Source organism: Cellulosilyticum ruminicola JCM 14822, assembly GCF_001311925.1.
Classification (GTDB): domain Bacteria; phylum Bacillota; class Clostridia; order Lachnospirales; family Cellulosilyticaceae; genus Cellulosilyticum; species Cellulosilyticum ruminicola.
The window spans coordinates 60,400-84,373 of the sequence record NZ_BBCG01000002.1; the positions used below are offsets into that span (position 1 = coordinate 60,400).

The 23,974-nt window shown below is 32.9% G+C and carries 27 protein-coding genes, 2 pseudogenes and 1 riboswitch; of the genes and pseudogenes, 5 read left to right on the forward strand and 24 right to left on the reverse strand.

The features are described 5' to 3' along the window. Nucleotides 1-94: 94 nt before the first annotated feature. Nucleotides 95-1,126, reverse strand: coding sequence for a 3-deoxy-7-phosphoheptulonate synthase (locus JCM14822_RS01110; RefSeq protein ID WP_054738892.1), 1,032 nt, complete (start codon nt 1,124-1,126; stop codon nt 95-97). 680 nt (nt 1,127-1,806) lie between these two features. Here JCM14822_RS01110 and JCM14822_RS22360 point away from each other — a divergent pair. The 4 genes from JCM14822_RS22360 to tnpB all read left to right on the forward strand — a co-directional run bounded on the left by JCM14822_RS22360 (nt 1,807) and on the right by tnpB (nt 3,156). Then, nucleotides 1,807-1,932 (forward strand): hypothetical protein, encoded by a 126-nt coding sequence (locus tag JCM14822_RS22360; protein WP_278287152.1) that lies wholly within the window; start codon nt 1,807-1,809, stop codon nt 1,930-1,932. Nucleotides 1,933-2,251: 319 nt separating this feature from the next. Then, nucleotides 2,252-2,512, forward strand: coding sequence for a hypothetical protein (locus JCM14822_RS01115; RefSeq protein ID WP_157047577.1), 261 nt, complete (start codon nt 2,252-2,254; stop codon nt 2,510-2,512). Nucleotides 2,513-2,653: 141 nt separating this feature from the next. After that, nucleotides 2,654-2,947 (forward strand): IS66 family insertion sequence element accessory protein TnpA, encoded by a 294-nt coding sequence (tnpA, locus tag JCM14822_RS01120; protein ID WP_408606167.1) that lies wholly within the window; start codon nt 2,654-2,656, stop codon nt 2,945-2,947. A 35-nt stretch (nt 2,948-2,982) separates the two neighbouring features. Next, nucleotides 2,983-3,156: an IS66 family insertion sequence element accessory protein TnpB gene (tnpB, locus tag JCM14822_RS24735; protein WP_083461204.1), complete on the forward strand. Its 174-nt coding sequence runs from the start codon at nt 2,983-2,985 to the stop codon at nt 3,154-3,156. 211 nt (nt 3,157-3,367) lie between these two features. Here tnpB and JCM14822_RS01125 read toward each other — a convergent pair whose 3' ends face one another. The 23 genes and pseudogenes from JCM14822_RS01125 to JCM14822_RS01225 form a co-directional block, all read right to left on the reverse strand. Then, the gene (locus tag JCM14822_RS01125; RefSeq protein WP_054738899.1) at nt 3,368-3,592 is read right to left on the reverse strand and encodes a hypothetical protein; all 225 of its coding nucleotides are present in this window, start codon (nt 3,590-3,592) and stop codon (nt 3,368-3,370) included. 19 nt (nt 3,593-3,611) lie between these two features. Continuing rightward, nucleotides 3,612-4,406 (reverse strand): pyrroline-5-carboxylate reductase, encoded by a 795-nt coding sequence (proC, locus tag JCM14822_RS01130; RefSeq protein WP_054738900.1) that lies wholly within the window; start codon nt 4,404-4,406, stop codon nt 3,612-3,614. A gap of 268 nt (nt 4,407-4,674) precedes the next feature. Beyond that, the gene (locus JCM14822_RS01135) at nt 4,675-5,214 is read right to left on the reverse strand and encodes a biotin transporter BioY (RefSeq protein WP_054738903.1); all 540 of its coding nucleotides are present in this window, start codon (nt 5,212-5,214) and stop codon (nt 4,675-4,677) included. A 120-nt stretch (nt 5,215-5,334) separates the two neighbouring features. Further along, a complete protein-coding gene (locus tag JCM14822_RS01140) occupies nt 5,335-5,529 on the reverse strand; it encodes a hypothetical protein (RefSeq protein ID WP_054738905.1) in 195 nt (64 codons plus the stop codon). Nucleotides 5,530-5,546: 17 nt separating this feature from the next. Further along, the gene (locus JCM14822_RS01145; RefSeq protein WP_054738907.1) at nt 5,547-5,747 is read right to left on the reverse strand and encodes a hypothetical protein; all 201 of its coding nucleotides are present in this window, start codon (nt 5,745-5,747) and stop codon (nt 5,547-5,549) included. A 93-nt stretch (nt 5,748-5,840) separates the two neighbouring features. Then, on the reverse strand, nt 5,841-5,963 hold the full coding sequence (locus JCM14822_RS22365; protein ID WP_278287153.1) for a hypothetical protein: 123 nt from the start codon (nt 5,961-5,963) through the stop codon (nt 5,841-5,843). A gap of 175 nt (nt 5,964-6,138) precedes the next feature. Continuing rightward, nucleotides 6,139-7,227 carry a CobW family GTP-binding protein gene (locus JCM14822_RS01150; protein WP_054738909.1) on the reverse strand — a complete coding sequence of 363 codons (1,089 nt, stop codon included), beginning with the start codon at nt 7,225-7,227 and terminating at the stop codon, nt 6,139-6,141. Between the two features lie 53 nt (nt 7,228-7,280). Continuing rightward, complete coding sequence (locus tag JCM14822_RS01155) at nt 7,281-7,616, reverse strand: TIGR03943 family putative permease subunit (protein WP_330377230.1); 336 nt, start codon at nt 7,614-7,616, stop codon at nt 7,281-7,283. Between the two features lie 11 nt (nt 7,617-7,627). Next, nucleotides 7,628-8,233: a GTP-binding protein gene (locus JCM14822_RS01160; RefSeq protein ID WP_054738912.1), complete on the reverse strand. Its 606-nt coding sequence runs from the start codon at nt 8,231-8,233 to the stop codon at nt 7,628-7,630. A gap of 267 nt (nt 8,234-8,500) precedes the next feature. Continuing rightward, nucleotides 8,501-8,665, reverse strand: a complete 165-nt coding sequence (locus JCM14822_RS19885; protein WP_157047579.1) for a hypothetical protein — start codon at nt 8,663-8,665, stop codon at nt 8,501-8,503. Nucleotides 8,666-8,742: 77 nt separating this feature from the next. Further along, nucleotides 8,743-9,093 carry a hypothetical protein gene (locus tag JCM14822_RS01165; protein WP_054738914.1) on the reverse strand — a complete coding sequence of 117 codons (351 nt, stop codon included), beginning with the start codon at nt 9,091-9,093 and terminating at the stop codon, nt 8,743-8,745. A gap of 199 nt (nt 9,094-9,292) precedes the next feature. Then, nucleotides 9,293-10,749 (reverse strand): annotated as a pseudogene (gene xylB / locus JCM14822_RS24345) (xylulokinase). 18 nt (nt 10,750-10,767) lie between these two features. Beyond that, nucleotides 10,768-12,249 carry an L-fucose/L-arabinose isomerase family protein gene (locus tag JCM14822_RS01175; protein WP_054739065.1) on the reverse strand — a complete coding sequence of 494 codons (1,482 nt, stop codon included), beginning with the start codon at nt 12,247-12,249 and terminating at the stop codon, nt 10,768-10,770. 102 nt (nt 12,250-12,351) lie between these two features. After that, nucleotides 12,352-12,969, reverse strand: coding sequence for a DUF4867 family protein (locus JCM14822_RS01180; RefSeq protein ID WP_054738916.1), 618 nt, complete (start codon nt 12,967-12,969; stop codon nt 12,352-12,354). A gap of 98 nt (nt 12,970-13,067) precedes the next feature. Next, on the reverse strand, nt 13,068-13,898 hold the full coding sequence (locus JCM14822_RS01185; protein WP_054738918.1) for an AraC family transcriptional regulator: 831 nt from the start codon (nt 13,896-13,898) through the stop codon (nt 13,068-13,070). Between the two features lie 761 nt (nt 13,899-14,659). Further along, nucleotides 14,660-15,592 carry a M14 family metallopeptidase gene (locus JCM14822_RS01190; RefSeq protein WP_054738920.1) on the reverse strand — a complete coding sequence of 311 codons (933 nt, stop codon included), beginning with the start codon at nt 15,590-15,592 and terminating at the stop codon, nt 14,660-14,662. Nucleotides 15,593-15,685: 93 nt separating this feature from the next. Next, nucleotides 15,686-16,645 (reverse strand): ABC transporter ATP-binding protein, encoded by a 960-nt coding sequence (locus JCM14822_RS01195; protein ID WP_054738921.1) that lies wholly within the window; start codon nt 16,643-16,645, stop codon nt 15,686-15,688. Beyond that, entirely contained in the window at nt 16,638-17,423 is a 786-nt protein-coding gene (locus JCM14822_RS01200) for an ABC transporter ATP-binding protein (protein WP_054738924.1), read from the reverse strand. Before JCM14822_RS01200 ends, JCM14822_RS01195 begins: the two co-directional genes overlap by 8 nt. Before the next feature lie 12 nt (nt 17,424-17,435). Beyond that, nucleotides 17,436-19,006 (reverse strand): annotated as a pseudogene (locus JCM14822_RS24740) (ABC transporter substrate-binding protein). 18 nt (nt 19,007-19,024) lie between these two features. Then, a complete protein-coding gene (gene nikC, locus JCM14822_RS01210) occupies nt 19,025-19,849 on the reverse strand; it encodes a nickel transporter permease (RefSeq protein WP_054738927.1) in 825 nt (274 codons plus the stop codon). Beyond that, nucleotides 19,850-20,788, reverse strand: coding sequence for a nickel ABC transporter permease (nikB, locus tag JCM14822_RS01215; protein ID WP_054738929.1), 939 nt, complete (start codon nt 20,786-20,788; stop codon nt 19,850-19,852). It lies immediately after the preceding gene. A gap of 139 nt (nt 20,789-20,927) precedes the next feature. Then, nucleotides 20,928-21,105: riboswitch (cobalamin riboswitch) on the reverse strand. A 471-nt stretch (nt 21,106-21,576) separates the two neighbouring features. After that, nucleotides 21,577-21,780 (reverse strand): DUF1858 domain-containing protein, encoded by a 204-nt coding sequence (locus JCM14822_RS01220; protein WP_083461205.1) that lies wholly within the window; start codon nt 21,778-21,780, stop codon nt 21,577-21,579. 299 nt (nt 21,781-22,079) lie between these two features. Then, nucleotides 22,080-22,964, reverse strand: a complete 885-nt coding sequence (locus tag JCM14822_RS01225; RefSeq protein ID WP_330377219.1) for a DUF368 domain-containing protein — start codon at nt 22,962-22,964, stop codon at nt 22,080-22,082. 182 nt (nt 22,965-23,146) lie between these two features. On the opposite strand from JCM14822_RS01225, the gene JCM14822_RS01230 reads away from it, so the two are divergent. Continuing rightward, the gene (locus tag JCM14822_RS01230; protein WP_054738931.1) at nt 23,147-23,932 is read left to right on the forward strand and encodes an EFR1 family ferrodoxin; all 786 of its coding nucleotides are present in this window, start codon (nt 23,147-23,149) and stop codon (nt 23,930-23,932) included. The last annotated feature ends 42 nt before the right edge of the window (nt 23,933-23,974 follow it).

Genomic DNA, 23,974 nt, shown 5'->3' on the forward strand with positions numbered 1-23,974 from the left:
TGACACTTCTTACATGAAAAATTTATTACATATAAAAAAAGCCCTTAGCTTGATACTATCAACTAAGAGTCTTTCTTTTATTTCTTACTTTTAACTAGCATTTTTCTGCAATTTGGTAAAGTAATTTTTCTGTTTCTTCCCAACCAAGACATGGGTCTGTAATAGATTTACCATATACTTGGTCTGGACCGATTTTTTGTGTGCCACCTTCAATGTAACTTTCAATCATGACACCTTTAACAACTTTTTTAAGCTCATCATTGTATGTTCTACTGTGAAGGATTTCATTGACAATACGAACTTGTTCCATATATTTTTTACCAGAGTTTGCGTGGTTTGCATCAATGATAGCTGCTGGATTTTTAAGATTTAATTTGTTATACATTTCAAGCATAAGCATTAAATCTTCATAGTGGTAATTAGGCATTGATACCCCTCTTTTATTAACAGAACCACGTAAGATAACGTGTGCAAGATCATTACCATCTGTTGTTACGTCCCAACCACGGTAAATGAAGTTATGAGATTTTTGTGCTGCAATAATAGAGTTAAACATAACTGATAAATCACCACTTGTAGGATTTTTCATCCCTACTGGAATGTCAATACCACTTGCTGTAAGTCTGTGTTGTTGGTTTTCTACTGAACGTGCCCCAATTGCTTCGTATGATAAAATATCATCTAAATATCTGTGATTTTCTGGATAAAGCATTTCATCAGCTGATGTAAGCCCTGTTTCTTCAATGGCACGTACGTGCATTTTACGAATTGCAATGATTCCTTCTAATAAGTCTGGTGCTTTATTTGGATCTGGTTGATGAAGCATCCCTTTATAACCTTCACCTGTTGTTCTTGGCTTATTAGTGTAAATTCTAGGGATAATCATTAATTTATCTGATACCTTTTCGTTAACTTTTGCAAGTCTGCTCACATAATCGCATACTGCATCTTCATTATCTGCAGAACATGGTCCTACGATAACAACGAATTTATCTGATTCTCCTGTGAAGATTTTACGAATTTCTGCATCTCTTTCAGCTTTGATTGCTTTAACTTTTTCTGATACAGGATATTGTTTTTTTACCTCCATAGGAATTGGAAGTTTTTCTTTGAAATTCATACCCATTGCTCTTTCCCTCTTTCTTTTATAGTATCTTTAAATTTTATGTATGCACCTAAAATTTATTTTATTCACTTTAGCACTTTAAAGTGTGTAATGATTTTTATACATTATATTAATAAATTATACTTTTTTCAATATTTATTTTAACTTTTTTTATTTTTTTGTAATTATTTATCGTGTTTTTATCAATAATTCATCCATTACTAAATTCACTAAATCATCTATGTTGCACCTTTATCTTCTTTAATAATGGTCACCATAACTTAGTGTATAGGCCCATGCTGAAATGCAGTTATCTTTCCCATTGCCTCTAGCACCACCATCTGTATAAACCATGATTTCTCTTTCCATCTTTACCTTCGTTTAATCTAATCTTTTATATTTCACATACTATAAAGTCTTGATTATAAAGTCAATAACCCTTTAAAAAACTCATAATTTTTAAGTTAACTTCCAATTTACACAAAATCTTTTTGCTCCTCTTGTTAACTTTTAAATTTTATGTTTATTTTATGCACTTCTTCTTTTAAATATATACAAGCAAAATGTTCCAATCCTTTGATATTCTTGAAAGTTTCATAGAATATTTTTTTAAGGGGTAAAGGCTTGAATTATCCCGCTACGGGACTATAATGTAGTTATCAACAAAAGAAGTTGATAATAAATCTAAGGAGGTCTTGTTTATGTCACATCAAAAATCAATTAACAAACGTTTAGCAGCTAGTAAACTTGCAGGAGCAGAAGGTGCTACTCCTGAGACTAATTCAAACAAAAAGTCTTATGGGTCAAAAAACAAGAAATCAAAATAATTATGGTTCAGACATTGTTTTCTAATCACAATGCAAACGGTGCTATTCTCTAGTTTGACTAGTCCATAACACCCGTTTACATATTTTACAGATTTTATGACACTATCCCCCTATTCTCTTCTCTCTCCTCCTTTATATCTTCTATCATTTCTTTTGATATAATATTGGAATCATATGCGTTAACTATCTAGACTTTTTAAACTTTTTATATCATCTATTATCGAAGAAATTGTAAAATCATCTGTTCTTATGAAACGTCATTCTAAGCTTTTACCTGAAACCTTTGGGCTTGTTAGACTATAAAAATATTACTGAAGAAGTGATTGCTGAAAAGTGTGCTTCTATTCAAAATAGTGTATCTCTAAGTAAACAAGCTATTTTAAAAAGGTTAAATGAAAGTATTCCATTTCTAAAAAAATTACTACAGAGAGCATTTGCTTTAATCTATGCTAATGCTTTAGAACGTCATTCCTCTTTATTATTGAACTACTTTTCAGATATTAAACTTTTAGATACTACAACGATTTCTTTACCTGATCAAACTGTTGATGATTATGCTGGTATGAGTGGTCGAAAGTAAGCGGTAAATAGTTCGTACCTCGAAAACTAGTAGTTTTTTGAGACAATGATATAGAACTTTAATAAACTATTAGTTTTTAGGAGGTGCTCCATCATAGATAAAACTACTTATCAAATACGACTTAACAACTAGGCTGCACTCATTAATGAGTGCAATAACAGTAACATGACTAAAAAAGCATGGTGTATTGCGAATAACATTAACGAAAAACAATTTTTTTACTGGCAAAGTCGTGTACGCATGCAGCTTGTTCAAGAATTAGAGCCAACATCAACTTTAACTCCAAAGCCTATGGCCTCAGATCGCATACCTGCTCATCTAGTTCGATCTAATCCTGATGCTGTTTTACATATAAAAGATTTTACTTTAGAAATCAATAATTTACTCTCTCCTGAGTTATTAGGTTTGTTGATTCAGTCGGTAACCCATGCTTAATGATGTAAAAGGGTTTGACAAAGTATACCTAGCCTGTGGTCATACTGACCTTAGACTTGGGTTATAAACGTTTAGAAGCTGGACGTTTTCAATGGCCTAGCACGGAAAATGATGTATTAAGTATTACGCACGAGCAATTTCAATGGCTTATGCAAGACTTGGCTATTGAACAGAAAAAAGTAATTCCAAAAGTTGCCTTCTGTGGATAAAATTTTTGATTTTTTATAAAAAAGTTCAAAAATCCTATACCTATAAGATCTAATAGGTATAGGAAACGATACCTATCTATCAAGATTTTTCATAGCTTCCTTTATAGGGTAGCATAAATTTTTATAATTGAATAGAAATTTTTTAGACAGATGCAAATCTGTCTATTTGTAGTGTCTAAAAATAGAAAAAGAGTACGTTTCTAACACAATGTTAACTTAATGACATTGCCTTTTTAAGGCATCTCTTTTTTGATTTATTCTTATTTATCTTAAAGCGTAATCCAGTTGCAAGTAACATCATCATTCCACCTATAATCAATGTTTGAAGCTGTACATTTTCTCGTATACCATCTGAACCTACAACACTGGAAAGCATAAATCCTAAGCCCCAAGCAAATAGAATGGTTGTTAACTGCTTAATATTCTCTTTATTCATTGTGTCTCCTATGTGTCTACTACATTCCTTTTGCTTTAGCTGTACAAGCTTTCATAGCCTCAAATACTGTACTTCTAAGTCCTTTTTCTTCTAATACACGTACAGCTTCTATAGTTGTACCTCCTGGTGAACATACCATATCTTTTAATTCTCCAGGATGTTTTCCTGTTTCTAATACCATTTTGGCGCTTCCCATAACTGCTTGGGCTGCAAATTCATATGCCTGTTTACGTGGCATGCCATCTGCTACTGCCGCATCTGCCATAGCTTCAATAAACATATATACATAAGCTGGTGAACTACCACTTACAGATACGACAGCATCCATTAAATGTTCACCTACTACTTCAACTTTCCCAAAGCCTCTTAAAATATTACAAACATAATCAAGTTCTTCTTTTGTAACTTTTTCACTTGCGCAAGCTGCTGTCATACCTTCTCCTACAAGAGCAGGTGTATTAGGCATTGTACGCACGATTTTAAGTGCTTTTCCAAATAAACCTTCAAGTCTTTTAAGTGTTTGACCTGGTGCAATTGTTATGATTAGTTTAGTTTCATCTACAACATCTTTAATTTCTTTAATAACTGTTTCATAATATTGAGGTTTTACAGAAAGTACAAGTACCTCAGATTTTTGTGCTACCTCTTTATTATCTTTTGTTACTGTAATGCCTAGGCTTTCTTTAGCTGCTTCTAAAGCTACATCAAAAGCATCTGATGCAATGACTTCATCTTTTGTAAAAATGCCATTGGCTATAATGCCCCCCATCATAGCTTTTGCCATATTACCCGCGCCGATAAAACCGATTTTCATATACCCATCTCCTCTTTAGCTTTATTATTTTAATGTAATGAATTTCTCTATTTATGAAATTCCTTCTTTTATAGTAAAACTAATTTTTACTAATTTCAAATTAATAATCTATATTCTTACTAAACTCACTTAAATCATACCTATTTTGCTAAAAAAACTTGTGCGTATTAACCTATAAAATTATTAATACAAAAAAGCTGCAACGAAATCCCAAACCATTTCGCTACAGCTACTTTTATTTCTTCTTTTCTTCAAGTGATCTCAGTTTTTAACAAGCCTCTCTTAATGTTGGTAAAGCTCGTTTAAGGGCCATACTAATGTAAACTGACGCCACAGATTTAATAAGATCTCCTGGAATAAATGGCACTATTGCACTCATTACTACTGTACCCATACTAACTTGTTGATAGTAACTCATGAAAATAGCCCCTAAGGCATAAATGATTGTAAGACCTACAAAAATAGTCACAACTAAATATCGTTTAAAACTTACACCCTTTCCTTTTACAATGCTCATCACAACTGGTGCAATCCAAAAGCCAAAATAATAGCCACCCGTAGGCCCTAAAATCTTACCTATACCAGATGCCCCTCCTCCAAATACAGGCAATCCTATGCTTCCCATTAACAAATAAATCCCTACAGTTATAAAAGCTTCTTTAGGTGTTAATGTAAAGGCAATCATATTAATAACAATGGTCATTGCTGTTACCATAGCTGGTGTAAAAGGTAACGGAAATGATATGTATGCTGATACGCAAAGTAAAGCGATACAAATTGCAATTTTAGTTAACTGTCTACTTTTCATATTTAACACTCCCTATTAAAATATTACAAAAATTTATTATATTTTTATAATAACAAACAAAAATGTGATTGTAAACTATATATCATAACATTTGTTTACAATCACATTTCATTAACCTATTTAGCCTTCACCATAGACATATAAATAGTTTTCATATAATTCTTCGCAAGTACGTTCACTTAAATAATCTGCAGCAATATAAAATTCTTCTACAATATCATCTCTACTTGCTTCTACCTTTGTTTTACCAAAGAGCTGGTCATTATCTTGTATTTCAAAGAGCCAACCATGCCATTCCATTTGGGTTATATACATTTTTTATCCTTTCTATTCTAGCCCTGCATGTCCTTTTTTTGTTTCTTTTTTAAGCGGTTATTTTGTATATCCAAAATAACTGCAAATGCTAAAAGTCCTATTAATGTAATAAGTGAAACATCATCTACAAATGGTGCTCCTGTCATTAATGCAATACCAAAACGTAATATACACAGTGTTATAAGTAATGCACAATATTTAATAAGATATTTTTTCATATGCTCCCCCAATATCTATGTATGCTAATAAAATGCTTTGCCAAGCACCTTATTAGCCTTATCATTCATTATATCATATATACTACTTTTGCTTTAGTTCTGTCCGCCTAAACACATTTCTACCCAGTTCTCTGTAATGTGTCTTACGTACTTCCAGCCTTGATGCTCTAACCACTCTAAACTCACCTTGTTTAAATCCCATTGTACTAGAATCATATACTCACCTCGTTTAGAAGCATAACCTTATTTTCACCTATTTATACAAGCATCCCACTTGATTTCCAAGGTTCTTATAAAATAAGTTATTATATTATACGTACTATCAAGAGCTATTGATACAAATTTCTACTTTTTACAACAAGTTTTCACACTTATTTAAGCTACCTATAAACTAAGCAAATAATTCTTGTAATCTTGCTGTTTCAATACCTACACCTATGATACAAATACGTCCTGTATATTCTGCTGGTCCTGTTACTACACTTGTTTCTTCTGGTACATAATTAAAGTGTAACCATGTACCATCTTCAGCTTCTACAATTCCCTTAGCTCTTAAAACTGTGCCATAATTCCCCTCCAATTCAAAAGTTCTTAAGATATCTTCAAGACCTTCCTTTGTAAATTTACGACAAGTTTCAGTTCCCCAACTAATAAATACTTCATCTGCATGATGATGCTCGTGATCATGGGTATGCCCTTCACAACAATCGTGGTGATGATGTACTTCGCTATGTGTATGTTCACTTTCTTCGCAGCATTCGTGATAATGCTTATGTTCATGATGTCTTTCTTCCTCACATGCATGACAATGACATTCTCCTTCATGATGATGATAATCTTCATGCGAATGATGTTCTTCGTGAGCTTCTAAAATAGTTGTAAAATCACATTTTGTGAAAGCGCCTAAAATTTGTTTACCTGTTAATTGGTCCCAAGGTGTTGTAATAATGGTTGCCTCTTGATTGACTTTACGGATTTCATTTATACATGTTTCAAGTTTACTTTCTGCTATAGTTTGTGTACGGCTTAAAACAATGCTTTGTGCACTACTGATTTGATTTTCATAAAACTCTCCATAGTTACGAAGATACATTTTGCATTTATTAGCATCTACAACAGCTACACTATATTCAATCTCAATACCATAGCTTTCTGGTAAATTTAAAATAGCATTTTGCACATCTGAAAGCCTACCTACACCTGATGGTTCAATGATAATACGCTCTGGAGAATAAGTTTCAATCACTTTTTCTAAAGCCTTCTCAAAGTTTCCTACTAATGAGCAGCAAATGCACCCTGCATTGATTTCTTGAACTTCAATGCCTGCTTCTTTTAAAAAGCCCCCATCTACACCAATTTCACCAAATTCATTTTCGATTAAAACTAACTTTTCACCTTGAAAAGCTTCTTTAATGAGCTTTTTAATAAGTGTTGTTTTACCTGCACCTAAAAAACCTGAAATAATATTAACTTTAATCATGTTTTGTCTCCTTTAATCTATAATCTTATCATTCCTATAGCTTACTGTTTCCATTAATAGTTCATATAAACTAAGTTATCTTCTGGCATCTTCATTGGTTTAAACGATTCAATGACCATACGGATTTGTTCTTTCGTACCTTCCTTAGTTTTAACTTTTATATACTCAAGATGCCCAACTATTTCACCCCAGCACTGTTCTTTAGTTCTTTCCAAATTATCACCAACACATACAAATCCCATAAAGGAAATATCATCAGTACAGCATGTCATCCCGCATCTTCCAAAAGCATAGCATTTGTGTGGTGTCATATAACAAATGAAACCTTCTGCCTTAATCTTCTTATTTTGATAGTGCTCTTTATTTTCTATAGCATCTATATACCAAATGCCATAATCATCTAACTTACTTCAATAAGTGGTTTATTAATATCAAATGGTAATTCCTCATTTTGAACAATTGAGAGCTTACCATCTACAGATTCAAATGCTAATTGAGCTTCTGGATTAACCATTTTAACAATACGTTTGATGCTGCTTTGTTTAACAGCTTCGTTGCAACGATTAAATATAATAAAATCAGCTGCTCTAAAATGCATCATCATATATTCCTTTATATTATTAAACTGTAATTCAAACTGACTCGCATCTACTAAAGCAATATTGCGCATTGCTACCCAGGTATCTGGAAAAGCTAGGCGATTAAATAAATCTAGAATCCACATACCATTCATTTCAATATATACTTTATCTGGCTTATATTTTGCATCGCACTCCGCAATGAATTCCGTAGTTAACTCTTCTTCTTTTTCAATATATACAATATCTGTATTGGCTTCTTTTAAAAACTTAGGGTCATATTCTTCTTCCCCTTCTTCACAGGCAATAATAAGGCTCTTTTCATTGGTACGAAACTTAGCCTTTTCAATGAACTCTGTAATAATTGACGTCTTACCGCTTTCTAAAAATCCTAGCAAAAGATAAACAAATACTTCTCGTTTTGCCATTTTTTCACCACGCTTTTCTACATACTGTAATACTTCATTTAAATGGTAGTCCTTACCTTTTATTTTGTCAATATATTAAATTTATTTAAACTTTACTACACTTTAAAGCTGTATTGCAAAATCACAATATTCAGTTATATATTAGTATATAACGCAAATATCCACCTAACTATTTAGTACCTTCACTTTAAATTACTAATAGTTACGTGGATATTTAGTTAATTTTATTTTATTCCTAAACCTAAATGATTAAGTATCATTTATCTCTTAACTCAATCTTCCTCCTCTAAACTTAATCTCTTCTAATTTATCCGCTACTTCCTGCTCTACTCTATAAGGTCCCACCTGAACTTTTCGCTGCTTTCCTTTAGATTGCCCTTCCATTATTTGCTCAACATTTCTCATAATAATACCAAGCCTATTTGTAAACATAGTTCTCATCTCCTTAGGAATTTGCTGTCCCTCTTTATCTAAGCTTAGTGTATGCCTTTTTTAAGATTAACTCAATGTCACAGTTTAACACTTCTGTCTTTAGTCATACTGTCTTTCATTAAAATTCCTACAGATAAACCACATAAACCATAGCCTACAAAACATATTGCTGGAATAGGAACTAATGCAATGATTAAGTAAGTAATCAAACATAAGCTGCCACTATAAATTATACACCTACTAAAATCTATTTTTTCTCCATACTTACCATATACAACTCGTGAGGTTCCCATTAAAGTAGCAAACAGCATCGGCCCTGCTAAATCGCCAATGACTTTACTGACTCCTAATCCTCTTTCCGCCAAAATAGATTCCCATTGTCTTACAGCTTGTTCACAGGCTCCTGCACACACCATTAAAAGTACCATTAACCAAAAGACTTTACTAATTCCTTTAAAGTTAATTGTCTTTCATATACATCCCTCTTCATCTTTATCTCTATTTATGAGTTTATCTTTATATAGTATATTATTTATATTCAAAAAAATTAAACAAAAAAATATAGCCGCCTTACCATTTGCAGTGATAAAACGACTATACTCTTATCTTTTAATCAACTATTTTTTCTTAGAATACTGATTTTAGAGCTGGATAAATTGCTTTGAATTTTTGATATCTTGCTTCATATTTAGCTGCAAGAGCTTCATCTGGCTTAATTGTTTCTACAATCTTAACGATTTTTTGACTTGCTTCTTCTACAGATGCAAACTCACCGCAAGCAACTGCTGCTAAAATAGCACCACCAAGTCCTGGACCTTCATCATTATCAATGACATCTACTTCAACATTTAAGATATTTGCAATCATTTTTTTCCATAGTGGGCTCTTAGCACCACCACCACAAATCTTAGTTCTTTCAATGTTGATACCTAATGATTTAGCAACTTCAAAAGAATCTCTAAGTGCAAATGCTACACCTTCTAAGACAGCTTGTGTCATATCTTCTCTTGTTGTATTTAAGCTCATTCCTACGAATGCCCCTCTTGCATTAGGATCATTATGTGGTGAACGTTCTCCCATTAAGTATGGTAAGAAAAATACTTCATTTTCACCTAGTTTATCAATTCCCTCTTGCTCTTTAGCATATTCTTTTGTTTTGATGATTTCATCCATCCACCATTTATTACAAGAAGCTGCACTTAGCATACATCCCATTAAATGATATCCGCCATCAGCATGTACAAATGAATGTAATGCATTATGATCATCTACGCGGAATTTACTACTTGCAATAAAGATTGTACCAGATGTACCAAGTGAAATATTACAGCGTCCTTCACCAATAGTTCCTGTCCCTACCGCTGCTGCTGCATTATCTCCAGCTCCCGCCGCTACAACTACATCTTCAGATAGTCCAAGACTAGCCGCCACTTTGGAAGAACAGTACCCACCTTTTCATAGCTTTCAAAGATTTGTGCAAGTTGTTCTTCTTTGACATCACAAATTTCCATCATTTCTTTAGACCAACATTTGTTTTTAACATCGAAGAGTAACATTCCTGACGCATCTGAAACATCTGTGCAATGTACACCTGTTAATTTATATGCGATGTAATCTTTAGGAAGCATAATCTTTTTAATACGTGCGAAGTTTTCTGGCTCTTCTTCTTTCATCCAAAGAATTTTAGGTGCTGTGAAACCAGCAAATGAAATATTAGCTGTGCACTCTGAAAGTTTAGCTTTACCAATCACTTCATTTAAATAATCGCTTTGTTTGGCTGTACGGTTATCATTCCATAAAATAGCTGGACGAATAACTTCATCATTTTCATCAAGCACTACGAGTCCGTGCATTTGTCCACCAAAGCTCATACCTTTTACTTCTTTAGAATCAATATCCTTTATTAAAACTTTAATACCTTTTTGAACTGCTTCCCACCAGTCGGCTGGATTTTGTTCTGACCAGCCTGAGTGTGGGAAGTAAAGTGGATATTCAAGGGATGTCACATTTTTAACTTGCCCTTCTTCATTCATAAGAAGAAGTTTTACTGCTGATGTCCCTAAATCTATACCAATATAGTACATATTTCTTCCTCCTAAATCCTAGAATGGATTTTCTGTTGGGTATCTGTCACCTTTTGCTTGGTTATAACCAATTTCATCTACATCTACACCAATGTATTTGAATACTTCATAAAGTGTTTTACCGAAATGACCAAATGCTACTGCACCATGGTGTGGGAAGTTTTTCTCGATAAGTACGTGACGGTAGAAACGACCCATTTCTGGAATTGCAAAGATACCGATTGCACCGAATGAACGTGTTGCAACTGGTAATACTTCACCTTGTGCAATGTAAGCTCTAAGTTTAGTATCCGCTGTACTTTGTAATCTAAAGAATGTAATATCTCCAGGGATGATATCTCCTTCAAGAGTTCCTTGTGTTACTTCTTCTGGAAGTGTTCTAGCCATAATCATTTGATATTTCATTTCACAGAATGATAATTTGCTAGATGCAGTATTTCCACAGTGGAATCCCATGAATGTATCTTTTAATGTATAGTCAAATTTACCTTTAATATCTTCATTATATAAATCTTGTGGTACAGAGTTATTAATATCTAATAATGTAACTGCATCATTACTTACTACTGTTCCGATGAATTCGCTAAGTGCACCGTAGATATCTACTTCACAAGATACTGGAATACCTTGTGCTGTTAAGCGGCTATTTACGTAGCATGGTACGAAACCAAATTGTGTTTGGAATGCTGGCCAGCATTTACCTGCAATAGCTACATATTTACGGTATCCTTTGTGTGCTTCTACCCAGTCTTTTAATGTAATCTCATATTGAGCAAGTTTAACAAGGATTTCTGGTTTTTTATTACCAACACCAAGTTCTTCTTCCATTTCTTTAACGATAGCAGGAATTCTTTCATCCCCTTCATGTTTGTTGTAAGCTTCGAAAAGATCAAGTTCTGAGTTTTCTTCGATTTCTACACCAAGATCATAAAGTGGTTTGATAGGTGCATTACATGCAAGGAAATTAAGTGGACGTGGTCCGAAGCTTATGATTTTAAGTGAATTTAAACCAATAACTGCTTTTGCAATTGGTTCGAATTCTGCAATCATATCAGCACATTCTTCTGCAGTTCCTACTGGATATTCTGGGATATATGCTTTTACATTACGAAGTTTTAAGTTGTAGCTTGCATTAAGCATACCGCAGTAAGCATCCCCTCTACCTTGAACAAGGTTATTTCCGCTTTCTTCAGCAGCTGCTACGAACATTTTTGGTCCTTCAAAATGTTTAGCAAGTAATGTTTCAGAGATTTCTGGTCCGAAGTTTCCAAGATATACAACAAGTGCATTACAGCCTTCTTTTTTGATATCTTCTAAAGCTTGCACCATATGAATTTCACTTTCAACGATACAGATTGGACATTCATATACATCCATGTTTGGATATTTTTCTTTACATGCAGCAATAAGATTTTGTCTTCTTGTTACTGATAAACTTTCTGGGAAACAGTCTCTACTTACTGCTACAACCCCGATTTTTGCGTTTGGCATATTGTTAATGATATTTTGCATAATGGTATCCCCTCTACTATGTATTATTTATTTTAAATGTTTATATCTATCTTTCTGCTAATTAATATTTATTAATCTAAATTTTAATATTTATCTAATCTCAATATTTTCTCCAACTAATCCTACGAAAGCACCTTCAATATGTGCATCTTCATGAGCGATGAGCCATTTATTGCGATGTGTCATAAGTTTATCATCGTTGGCATTTCCAATATCTCCTGTTTTTTCATAGTTTGTTCCCTTTGGTAAAATAATGACATTTTTAAAGCCATTGCCATCTACACCGCATGGTGCATAGTGAAGCGTTGTAGCATAAAGTTCTACAACTGTTCCTTTTGCTACAAAGAAAGCTTCAATTTTATTTGTATCATATGTAAAATCAGAAGTAATATCTTGCATCTTACCTACTAATAAGATTAAGTCTGTTACAGCAATATTAATTTCTGAATCTCTATGATATTCTACTGCATTTAATTTTTGGTTGTGACCATTGCAGTATCCAAGCTGAATAGGCATTTCCCCATAGGCTTTTTTAGCGAATTCTTTAGCTACTGCTGTTTGTTCAAGTTCAAATACAGAAGGCTCATAAATCACATCTTCTGGCACTGGACTATGTTCCATTTCTTTCATAAGTTGTGTGCAGTCATAACCTACTAAAACTCTACCATAAGCTTTAAATTTTTCATCTGAAACTTGATATTTTTCCATATTCCCCTCCGTCAATTTATCCAAAAAAGTAATGCTACAACCTTTATTTATATAAAAATTGTAGCATTTTAATATTTGTCCTTCTACCAAAGTCTTAACTATTTAATGGCACTTTTTTGACATTTGCGATATTCACTTGGCTTTTCTCCATACTTATCAAAGAACGCTTTACAAAAAGCCTTCTCATTTGGAAATCCATTATTTAGTGCAATTTCACTTAGAGTCTCGTCACTATTAAGCATTTCCTTGTAAGCACTTTCTAAACGAATTTCTCTTAAATAATTTTTGAAATTAACTTTAGCATATTGTTGAAACATACGAGATAAATAGGCTGGGGCATAACCAAATATTTTTGCAACCTGCTCTAATGAAAGTTTTTCTGCATGATGTTCTTTAATATAAGCTGTAACCTTAGAAAGGCGATTTAATTTCTTATTAGATAGAATTAATGCTTCCGCTACATTTTCCACACGGTACTTTGTAACTAGTTCATACAATAATTTAAAATACTGGCTTTGTACCTCAAATTCATAGCCTATCTCCTTAGCCTTATACTTATCATAAATCTGCTTAATGAGATTCATAATAGCCTTATCTTCTTCTCTTGGACTATGTGAAAACAATATGTACTGATCTTTTATATACTTTTCAAAAGTTGTTAAGGGAATCTGCAAGACAATTGTATAGTTTGCTTCTGGTGCAACTACTGAATGTATCTCATTGGAATTTAAAAGCATAAACTTACCTGGCGATAAATGATACTGGGTATCATTGATATAATAATCCATTTCTCCTTCATACACTGCAAAGATTTCTACAGATTGATGCCAGTGCTTGGTGACTTTATAATTCCCCTCTTGGCCTTCAAATAAAAATACACGAAAGTTTAAATCTTCATTGGGCATAACAATTTCATGTTTAAAATCCATATTTCATTTAACTCCATATCTATATTTAATATTTGTCAGTGACTATATTTCCTATCTATGTATTTAATTATAATAATACGCAATATTTTAAACAAACATTATTTTATACCTTTTAACAAAGTCATTAATTATCTATTTTTATGAATTAATGTCTCATTACTGTACATTCTAATGAATATATATTTCAAAAAAGGTAGATAAACAAAATGGTTATACATAGTGATATGGCATTTATAATTATTTCTACAGTCCTTGACTTACTCATGACACTAGGACTTGCATTTTTTTATGGCGGGCTCGTTGAACTTAGATTTAGATGGCTTAATAATTCTTAGCTACTATTATTTTATGACCTTAAATCCATTACAATCCTAATCATTTTAGTGAATCTGTCAGTTTTTAGACACTTTCATTAAAACATCCAATACATCTAAAGAGTGATGCGAATGGATAAACGTGTTGCTAAAACTAAATCTTGTATCTTTGAAGCCTTTTATCAGTCATTGGCTAAAAAAAGTTATTCTAAAATTAGTTGCTCTGTTCCAGAAGAACTTCTTATAATCATATCTGTATGAGCTTCATTGAACTTTAAAAATGGTATGAACGAATCTCAAGAAGTTATAGAACATTTCTTTGAGCTGCTTCTCTTTTCTCTCCGAAATCCTTCTTCTTTGAAATCTACCTTACCTTAAATATATCAAAACTCATATATATTAAGCTATTTTACCTATTCTACTTAAAATAGCTTTTTAATTTACTGATTACTCTCTACCATATGCAATAAGTGAATCTCCTTCTTTTACACCAAGTGCAACTGTATAATATAAAATTTCACCATCGAAAGCTGCTGTATATCGTTTTAAAACTTCATCTTCTAAGTTACGTATTTCCCCAAGTATTTCTCCCTTTGAGACATATTTTCCTAGTGAAATCATCGGATACCAAAAACCATTTGCCTGTGCAACCTCATAAATTACCTGCGTTATTTCTTTTTGACTGCTACGTTCTTCTTTAAAATCTATAATTTTTAAATAATCCATTAAATGATAAACACATTTTTCACAATGAGTCACTTCGCTTTCCTGCCATTTTCCTTCGCCACCAATTTCTAACAATACAGCAGGAATATCACATTGAGTCCCATAACTATATAATCCATCTTTTGCTATAGATTGTACGCGATAGGAAACCGGTAATCGTTTTGCCGCTTCTTTCGCTATAGCATTCACACGTTCTTTTGCTTCTACTGGGAAAAATACCAATGAGCTCATCTTCTCATTATAATCGCCCCCATGTAAATCAATTAAAAAGTCTGCATGATAATAAATATCTTTCTCAATAGCATAAGCTATTTTTTCACTTATAGTTCCATCAGCTCTTCCTGGAAATACATTATTTAAATTTTTACCATCCATTGGAACTATTTGTTTAGATTCTTCATAGAAACCTTCCTCATTAATTAATGGTAATATAATAACTTGTCCTCTCATTTCTTGGCAATTTAAATTCTTATATAATTTACGTGCAGTTAGCATGCCTACATATTCACATCCGTGTACTCCTGCTGTAATAACCAAAGTCTTTCCGGTTTCTTTACCACATATAACATACATAGGCAAACTATGTGTCTCTGTAATTTTAAATTCGCTTTTCCATTTCTTATTTTTTTGTTCTAACATACTTTTTAAATCCATACTTTTTTCTCCTTATAATCACTTTAATTAAATAGGCTGCTTAATAAAAAAACTGCCGCTTACTTAGTTTTCTGCGACAGCTTTTTATATTTATTATTTGCTATACTGACAAGCTACTTGATGTCCTACTCCAACTTCTTTTAAAACTGGTTTCTCTTTTCTACATTCCTCTTTGCAATACTTACAGCGACTTTGGAATGGACATCCTTGCGGAATGTCTAATGGACTTGGTACTTCTCCATCAAGTGCTTTAATCTGCTTATCTTGACTTAAATGTACACTAAATTGTGAATCTATTAATGCACGCGTATAAGGATGCTTGGCACCATCTTTTATCTTTTCACCTGGAATTACTTCTACAATATGTCCTAAATACATTACTGCAATCTGATGTGAAAAGGAACTAATAAGTGCAAGATCATGGCAAATAAATATAATAGTAATATTTTTTTCTTTTTGCAGACGTACTAATAATTGGATAATATTTCTTTGAATAGACACATCTAATGCCGATGTGGCTTCATCACATATTAAAACCTCTGGTTCTAAAGAAAGTGCCCTTGCCAGGCTGATTCTTTGACGTTGTCCACCACTCATACTATGAGGATATCTATACATAAAGTCTGCTGGAAGTTCTACCATCTCTAGTAATTCTTTAGCTTTAGTTTCTTTCTCACTTCGCTTAATACGTTTAAAGTTTAAAAGAGGCTCTGTCAAAATATCTATTATCTTCATCTTAGGATTAAAAGATGCCATAGGATCTTGAAATACCATCTGTATATTTTGACGGTTTAACCATGCTTCCTTTTTTGAGAAATGCACAATATCTTTATCATGATAAAGGATTTTGCCACTTGTAGGTGTTTCAAGCTGAGTGAGTAGTCGTACAAAAGTCGATTTACCACAACCACTTTCCCCTACAATACCTAATGTTTTTCCTTTATATGCTGTTAGATTAATATCATTACAAGCTACCAACATCTGATTTTTAGAGGTTTTAAATTGCTTCACAATATGCTGCGTTTGTAATACAATTTCCAAGTCTTTAAACAAAGCTTTCTCCCTCCATTTCTGGCACTGCGGCTAATAACTTTTTGGTATAGTCACTACTTGGATAATTAATGACTTCATCTCTTGTTCCCATATCTACTACTTTACCCTGTTGCATGACAACAATTTTATCTGACATATAAGCTGCTACACCTAAGTTATGAGTAATCATAATAATACTTGTCCCAAAATTATCTCTAAGTGCCATCATTTCACGTACAATTTGTGCCTGAGTCGTTACATCTAACGCACTAGTTGGTTCATCTGCCAGTAATAACTTGGCATTAAAAGTCATGACCATGGCAATACCAACTCTCTGACGCATGCCACCACTTAACTGATGTGGATAGCTGTTCATGATATTTTCGCTATCTGCCAGCTTCATTTTATCTAACATACTTACTGCTTTATCCCATGCTTCTTTTTTAGACATTTTAGTATGCATCCGAATATACTCTACATATTGACTGCCTATTTTTCGAATAGGATTTAAAGTACTGCCGCAATCTTGGAAAATCATAGATATTTCTGTACCTCTAAGCTTTTGCCACTCTTCACGAGATTTCCCTAATAAAGATTGATTATAAAATAATATATCTCCACTACTTATTTTACCTTCTCTAGATAGTGCGCCCATAATGGCTCTAATCACCGTTGTCTTCCCACTGCCACTTTCCCCAACGATACTAATGATTTCCCCTTCCTCTACTGAAAGATTAAAATCCTTAATCATTGGCAGCTCATTTTTATACTGTACAGCTAAATTCTTAATCTGCAACATATGATTACTCCTTTACTGTACTGGTGCAATATCTTTAGTTAACCAATAGTAATCCATAGGGTACATTTCTACACCTGTTAACGCAGTTGATGAAAGGAGATATGTTGTTTCATATCCAAAGAACACTGTAGCTGCATCATTCATAATAAGTTGCTCAATTTGTATGATTAGCTCTTTTCTTTTAGCTTCATCAAATGTTCCGGCAAGTTCATCTAATAATTTATCAACTTCCGCATTATTGTAGCCTGTTGTATTAGTATGTGATGCACTATACCAGTTTTCACGGAGATATTTTTCAGGATCTCCAGTATTAGCAACTAATACATTCCAAATCAATAAGTCGTATTGACCAGAATCTCTCATATCTAATAAAGTTTCATAACTTACAGTATTAAGTGTTACTTTGATTCCTACTTCTTTTAAATTAGCTTGTGCTGCTTGGGCATAGACATTTAATTCCTCACGGCTTGTATAAATCACAAAGTTTAAATCAAGGATTTCACCATTTGGCTTCTCTACATAACCATCATTATTAATATCTACATAGCCAGCCTCAGCTAATAATGCTTTTGCACTTTCTACATCATAAATATTTTCATCTACAAGTTCATCAAATCCAAAGTCTAATGTTGGTGGGATTGGCGCTTTCCCTGGTATTGCACCACCTTCAAGTAAAGATTCACAATATGTTTTTTATCTAAACTACGAACAAGTGCTTGGCGTAATTTGATATCTCCTAATGCGCCATTTTGATTCATAAAAGCATAAGTTGATCTTAAAGATGCAAGGCTTTGAATATTGTAAGCATCATTATTTTCAAATGTGGCAAGATTTTCTGTTTTTAAATTATAGGCAAGCTGCACTTCTCCTGTTTGAAGTGCCATAGAACGTGTTGTTTGATCATCAATACACTTAAACGTAACTCTATCAAATGGTACTTCCCCATTCCAATAATATTCATTTCTAACTACAACACAATCATTTGTAGGATTAAATGATTCTACTACATAAGGCCCCGTACAAATTGGCCCATCTGTAGCAAATTTATCTTGATCCGCATTTGTATCTACAATTAAGAATAATGGGTCTGCAAGACTTCCTGTCAATGTTGCCACAGGTGTTTTAGTTGTAATGATTAAATCCCTACCATTTACTTCTATACTTTCAGGCTCAAAGAAATCTTTAGCACGAGTACTTTTTTCAAAGGTACGCTCTAAAGATGATTTGACACTCTCAGCTGTCATCTCTTCCCCATTAGAGAACTTTACACCTTCACGAATTTTAAATGTCCATACTTTACCTTCCCCACTATTTTCCCAGCTTTCTGCTAAGCAAGGTACCATCTCTCCTTCTTGGTCAAAGCGAACTAAAGTTTCACCTACCCCATATCTTGATACAACCCAACTAAAGTATTGCTCTGTAGGCTCTAATGTGTCTGCAAAGCTTGTAACACCTATTGTTGTTTCTTTACTTTTTGTTGCTGTTTGCACCTTATCATTTGTAGTATTTGTATTTCCACAACCTACTATTGATGCCATGCATAATGTCATTACAGCAATTTTCTTTAACCAATTTCTTCTCATCTTATATCTTCTCCTTTTCTAGTTATGCTTAGGGTCTAAAATATCTCGCAGGCTATCTCCTAGCATATTAAAAACAATTACAACAATAACTATTGCAATCCCTGGATACACCATAAGCCAAGGTGCCTTAGCTAAGTATGTTCTACCTTCATTAAGCATAATCCCCCATTCAGGTGTAGGTGCTTGTGCCCCAAATCCTAAGAAGGATAATGAGGCAAGTTCTAACATCATTGTTCCTATTTCAGTAACTACTGATATCACCATCACATTTATAATGTTAGGTAGTATATGCTTAAAAATAATTTTACTTGTCTTCGTTCCATTTATTTTTGCCGCTTCTATAAAGGTACTTTCTTTCACCCTTAAAACTAAACTTCTTGAAAGGCGTGCATATTTAGTCCAGCTTACTGCTGCTATAGCAATAACCGCATTGACCATATTCGGCCCCAATAAACCAGCTATAGCAATAGCTAATACTAATCCTGGGAATGAAATCATCATATCCGCTAAGCGCATAATCACTTCATCTACTATTTTGCCAAAGTACCCTGCTATCACACCTAAAGTCGTTCCTATTACAAAGGTTATACTCAGTAAGCAAATTACCATTGTAAGAGAAGTCCTTGTTCCATAAATTACACGAGATAATACATCTCTTCCTAATTTATCTGTACCACATAAATTAATCTTATTAGGTGCCTTCAAAGAATTTTGCATAATTGTTTCATATGGATCATACGGTGCAATCCATGGCGCAAAAATAGCAATACCTATAATCACAAGGGCAAGTGTAAGAAATATAGTAAACTGCATATGTTTCTTTAGAAATTTAATAATTTCCATTTATCTCCCCTCCTTTAGTCTAGGATCTAGGTATGCATAAGATAAATCAACTAATATATTGATTCCCATATAAATTAATGCAATCCATAAAACGTAGCCTTGTACAAGGGGGTAGTCTCTGCACGCAATAGCCTTTATAGCCATATTCCCCATACCAGGCCAGTTGTAAATAATTTCAACAACTGCCGTTCCTCCTAGTAAACTTCCAAAAGATAAACCAACTAATGTGACAAGTGGTAATAATGCATTGGGTAATACATGGCGCCATAAAATAGTACACTCTTTAATCCCGCGCATACGTGCACCAATTACATAGTCTTGATGTAATTCTTCAAGAATTGTTACTCTAACCTGCCTTGTATATTTAGCAGCCATAGCAATTGCTAACGTTACTGCCGGTAATATTAATCCTTTAAAATCTGTGCGACCTCCAGAAACAGTGACCCATTGGAGTTTCACACCAAAAAAGCTTAAGAAAATTAAGCCAAGCCAAAAATTAGGGATTGATACGCCTAGAAATGTAAGGACCCTTACAAAATAATCTGGCCACTTATTTTGATAGATAGCAGCTATTATTCCAAGCGGAACTGAGATAACAATCATTATAATTAATGACATAGTAGCCATTCTAAATGTTGGCCAAAAACATTGCACAAGCTTATCTACCACAGGCATTTTCATAGAATAAGACATTCCCATATCACCAGCTAATACACCCCTTAACCATCTGCCATATTGTACTAAGAACGGTTTATCAAGTCCTAGCTCTATACGTGTTTGTTCTAAAAGCTCTGGACTTGGAATATTTCCACACTCAGTCAGCATGATTTCTGCTGGGTCACCAGGTGATAAATATGTGAGTCCAAATGTAAAAAAGCTAATTCCAAATAAGACAATTAAAACTTGAATAAGTCTTTTGATAAGATATTTTTTAGACATTTTTCTCCTTTCTAATTTGTTTAAGCTACCAATTATCTGATATAAATACCCGGAGAAAAATGCATACAAAAAAAGCACTCATAAAATTATGGGCGTTTTATAAACACATATATAATGCTTCTTATTCACCGTAAGAATCATATCATGTCTATTACAAGCAGTTCTCCTGACTTAAGTTCTTCATCCTAAAATGCCTTCCCAAACCATATACTCAGTGACATAATATTTTAGGACTCCCTATTACAGTGACGGGATCGTACAGGAATTGCACCTGTTTCTCTATTAATTCTTGCGAAACTTGTAATACTTGGTTTTTAACTACATTTGTAATTATCAATCTCATTATAATTTTCATTCTTATCATTGTCAACATTACACTATCGTGTGCTATATTCTCTTAACGCAATCAAATATTTATTCTTTATTATTATAAACAAATACCCTAAAATAATTGCTTTCATATTTTCATCATTTCTTTTAAAGTAATCGCCTTAATTTCTTTGATTTCTGACTTAATTCCCTCATGTTGTTTTAACTATGTTTCTAAATTCATAATGCCTTACGCTCTCTTTTCTCTATATATTTTTCGTTTTTCTTATGCTTATTATATCTAGTTTTCCACCATAATTTGGTACCTAAAGCTATATTTTATCTCTATTTTAATTATTTTTTTAATTAAAATAGATTCTCATTTTTATTTTTAAGACAAAAATTTTTTACAAAAAAAATGCACTCACCTTTATTAATGAATACATACTCCTTTATTAATCCATTCAATTCAACTATGATTATGCGTTTAATTTTACAAGTAATGTTTCAAGGTCTAATCCATGAACTGCACAAGCTTCACCTAATGATTCCATTTGTAAAAATGGGCATCCGAGGCAGTACATACCAGCTTCCATTAATATGCGAGTATGTTCTGGGTTAGCTTTTAAAACATCTCCGATAATCATATCTGCAAAAAATTCTTTAGGGATAAAAATATACATCCACCTGATGTTGAAGCCCTCATTCAAAAGAATGTATTACCTATTCGTGAAAACCACTCTGCCCCCCGCAAGATCAAATTAAAAAAAGCGGTAAGCTTCAATTATAGAGTAGCATAAAATAGGTATTTATCAATTTTTTAGACAAAATAAGTATTCTGTCTATTTGCCATGCTTAAAATTATATATTTAGACAAAACTTAAGCTATAAAAAATCATCTACAAATATTTAACTATTCGTAAATGACCTTTTTTATATAATATCACTTAACTAAATGACATGGTGTTTGTGGCATCCTTTTTTATTTGGTTTTAATATTTTTGTATTCTTTTATGCCTTGTAAACTTAAGACAATGAGGCCTCCTATTAAAAAGAATATAATGCTGAAATTAGCCACACTCATAGGTAAATAGTCACCTTCCATTGTTGTGGGACCTATACAGATGGAATATAGAGAGCCTAGCATTAAGCCTAAGATAGTATAGATTGTCTGAGGGCGATAATGCCTTAAGGCTGCTTTAACCCCCTTAATAACCACTACGATTCCTGTTACTACCCCAATGCTAAATATAATAAGTATAGGCAAAAATCTAAAGTTAAGTGTCAGTACTTCTTTGACTGCACTCATAATAGGTATATACAGTCCAAATATAAGGATCAATGTTGAGCCAGATATTCCTGGTAAAATCATAGCTGATATAGCAATCATACCCACTACAAATACATAAATAATAAGGGGAATGCTTAAGTTATTTAAATTAATCCCACTGTTGCCCGTAAACTGCGTATTTAAATACGTAATCACTACTACAATAACTACTCCTATTATAGTACAAATCAAATTTAAATATTTTCCTTTTAAGACTTGCCATTCCTCTCTTAAAATAATAGGAGTAGAACAAACAATAAAACCTATAAATAAAGAACTCACTTCATAAATATATGTTTCAAATACAGCGTTTAAAACAAATACTGCTGCTACAAAACCTATAATCCAGCCAAGTCCTAGATTAACCAAAAATTTTAAAGCTTTAAGCTTGGCATTACGGCTCCTTGAAAATATAGTACTTAAAGAATTGATAAAGTTATCATAAAAGCCCATTAGGAAAGCAATTGTACCTCCTGATACTCCCGGCACACTATCTGCTAAAGCCATTAAGAAACCACCTACAAAAATTAAAAGCATCTTACCCTTCCTTTACATATTATTTAGATATCTTAATTATTGTAACCATTCTCTTAGGCATTACTCATCTTTTAATATCTACCTATTAGGAGTATATTAAAAGATATTAATTTTAAATATCTAATGATATAATTGAATTGAATTTTAAAATTATTAAAATTAGTCAGAATGGAGGTAATTCAATGAAAGGTATTATCTATTACTTTTCTGGAACTGGTAATAACTATATGACAGCCAAAAAATTAAGTAGTCTGCTTCCCAATACTACTTTTAAAGAAATTACAACTTTGCTTTATGATAAGGTATCTATTAACAATTATGATTTAATAGGATTCTGCTTTCCTTCGTATTACTCTCATATTCCATCTGTTATTACCCAATGTTTTCAAGATATTTACTTAAAACCTTCTCAAAAAATATTCACGATTATTGGCTGTGGCGGTAACCGTGGTCATGCTACAGAAGATATCCGTAAACTTATTAACGATGCTAATGGCACTGTAAGTTATGAATATATGCTTATATATCCTGGAAGCTATATTATTTCCTATGATGCACCTCCTAAACTTTATCAAAAATTAGTACTTGCTTTATCTAACCGCAAGATCAAAAAAATCAGTAATGATCTCTTAATGAATCATCCACCAATCATATTATCAAAGGGACTATTTTATAAAGCAGATGACGAACCTCGTCTTCAAAAAGCCATTCAAAATTTCGGTCCTCAGGCACGTACATATACAGTTTCAGAAGATTGTAAAGGCTGTGGTATTTGTCAATCCGTCTGTCCTATGCATAATGTAAGCTTAATAGATGGCAAACCTACTTTTGGTACATCTTGTGAAAAATGTATGGCCTGTATTCAATGGTGTCCACAACACGCTATTGATTGGCAAGGTCTCGCCCAAAAGCGTACAAGATATCATCATCCAGAAGTTACTTGCAAAGAACTTACTAAACATCCTTAATGTAAAAAGAAGCTATCGCAAAATAACATTCTTTGCGATAGC

Coding starts and splice junctions, on each gene's coding strand:
- JCM14822_RS01125 (WP_054738899.1), bottom strand. CDS start 3,592: ATGAATAAAGAGAATATTAAGCAGTTAACAACCATTCTATTTGCTTGG.
- JCM14822_RS01190 (WP_054738920.1), bottom strand. CDS start 15,592: ATGGATTTAAAAAGTATGTTAGAACAAAAAAATAAGAAATGGAAAAGC.
- JCM14822_RS01230 (WP_054738931.1), top strand. CDS start 23,147: ATGAAAGGTATTATCTATTACTTTTCTGGAACTGGTAATAACTATATG.
- JCM14822_RS01135 (WP_054738903.1), bottom strand. CDS start 5,214: ATGAAAAGTAGACAGTTAACTAAAATTGCAATTTGTATCGCTTTACTT.
- JCM14822_RS01200 (WP_054738924.1), bottom strand. CDS start 17,423: ATGTTGCAGATTAAGAATTTAGCTGTACAGTATAAAAATGAGCTGCCA.
- JCM14822_RS01110 (WP_054738892.1), bottom strand. CDS start 1,126: ATGGGTATGAATTTCAAAGAAAAACTTCCAATTCCTATGGAGGTAAAA.
- JCM14822_RS01160 (WP_054738912.1), bottom strand. CDS start 8,233: ATGGCAAAACGAGAAGTATTTGTTTATCTTTTGCTAGGATTTTTAGAA.
- JCM14822_RS01220 (WP_083461205.1), bottom strand. CDS start 21,780: ATGTATATTTTTATCCCTAAAGAATTTTTTGCAGATATGATTATCGGA.
- JCM14822_RS01165 (WP_054738914.1), bottom strand. CDS start 9,093: ATGGTACTTTTAATGGTGTGTGCAGGAGCCTGTGAACAAGCTGTAAGA.
- JCM14822_RS01225 (WP_330377219.1), bottom strand. CDS start 22,964: ATGCTTTTAATTTTTGTAGGTGGTTTCTTAATGGCTTTAGCAGATAGT.
- JCM14822_RS01185 (WP_054738918.1), bottom strand. CDS start 13,898: ATGGATTTTAAACATGAAATTGTTATGCCCAATGAAGATTTAAACTTT.
- JCM14822_RS01180 (WP_054738916.1), bottom strand. CDS start 12,969: ATGGAAAAATATCAAGTTTCAGATGAAAAATTTAAAGCTTATGGTAGA.
- nikB (WP_054738929.1), bottom strand. CDS start 20,788: ATGTCTAAAAAATATCTTATCAAAAGACTTATTCAAGTTTTAATTGTC.
- JCM14822_RS01140 (WP_054738905.1), bottom strand. CDS start 5,529: ATGTATATAACCCAAATGGAATGGCATGGTTGGCTCTTTGAAATACAA.
- JCM14822_RS01150 (WP_054738909.1), bottom strand. CDS start 7,227: ATGATTAAAGTTAATATTATTTCAGGTTTTTTAGGTGCAGGTAAAACA.
- JCM14822_RS22360 (WP_278287152.1), top strand. CDS start 1,807: ATGTCACATCAAAAATCAATTAACAAACGTTTAGCAGCTAGTAAACTT.
- nikC (WP_054738927.1), bottom strand. CDS start 19,849: ATGGAAATTATTAAATTTCTAAAGAAACATATGCAGTTTACTATATTT.
- JCM14822_RS01145 (WP_054738907.1), bottom strand. CDS start 5,747: ATGAAAAAATATCTTATTAAATATTGTGCATTACTTATAACACTGTGT.
- JCM14822_RS19885 (WP_157047579.1), bottom strand. CDS start 8,665: ATGTTTACAAATAGGCTTGGTATTATTATGAGAAATGTTGAGCAAATA.
- proC (WP_054738900.1), bottom strand. CDS start 4,406: ATGAAAATCGGTTTTATCGGCGCGGGTAATATGGCAAAAGCTATGATG.
- JCM14822_RS22365 (WP_278287153.1), bottom strand. CDS start 5,963: ATGATTCTAGTACAATGGGATTTAAACAAGGTGAGTTTAGAGTGGTTA.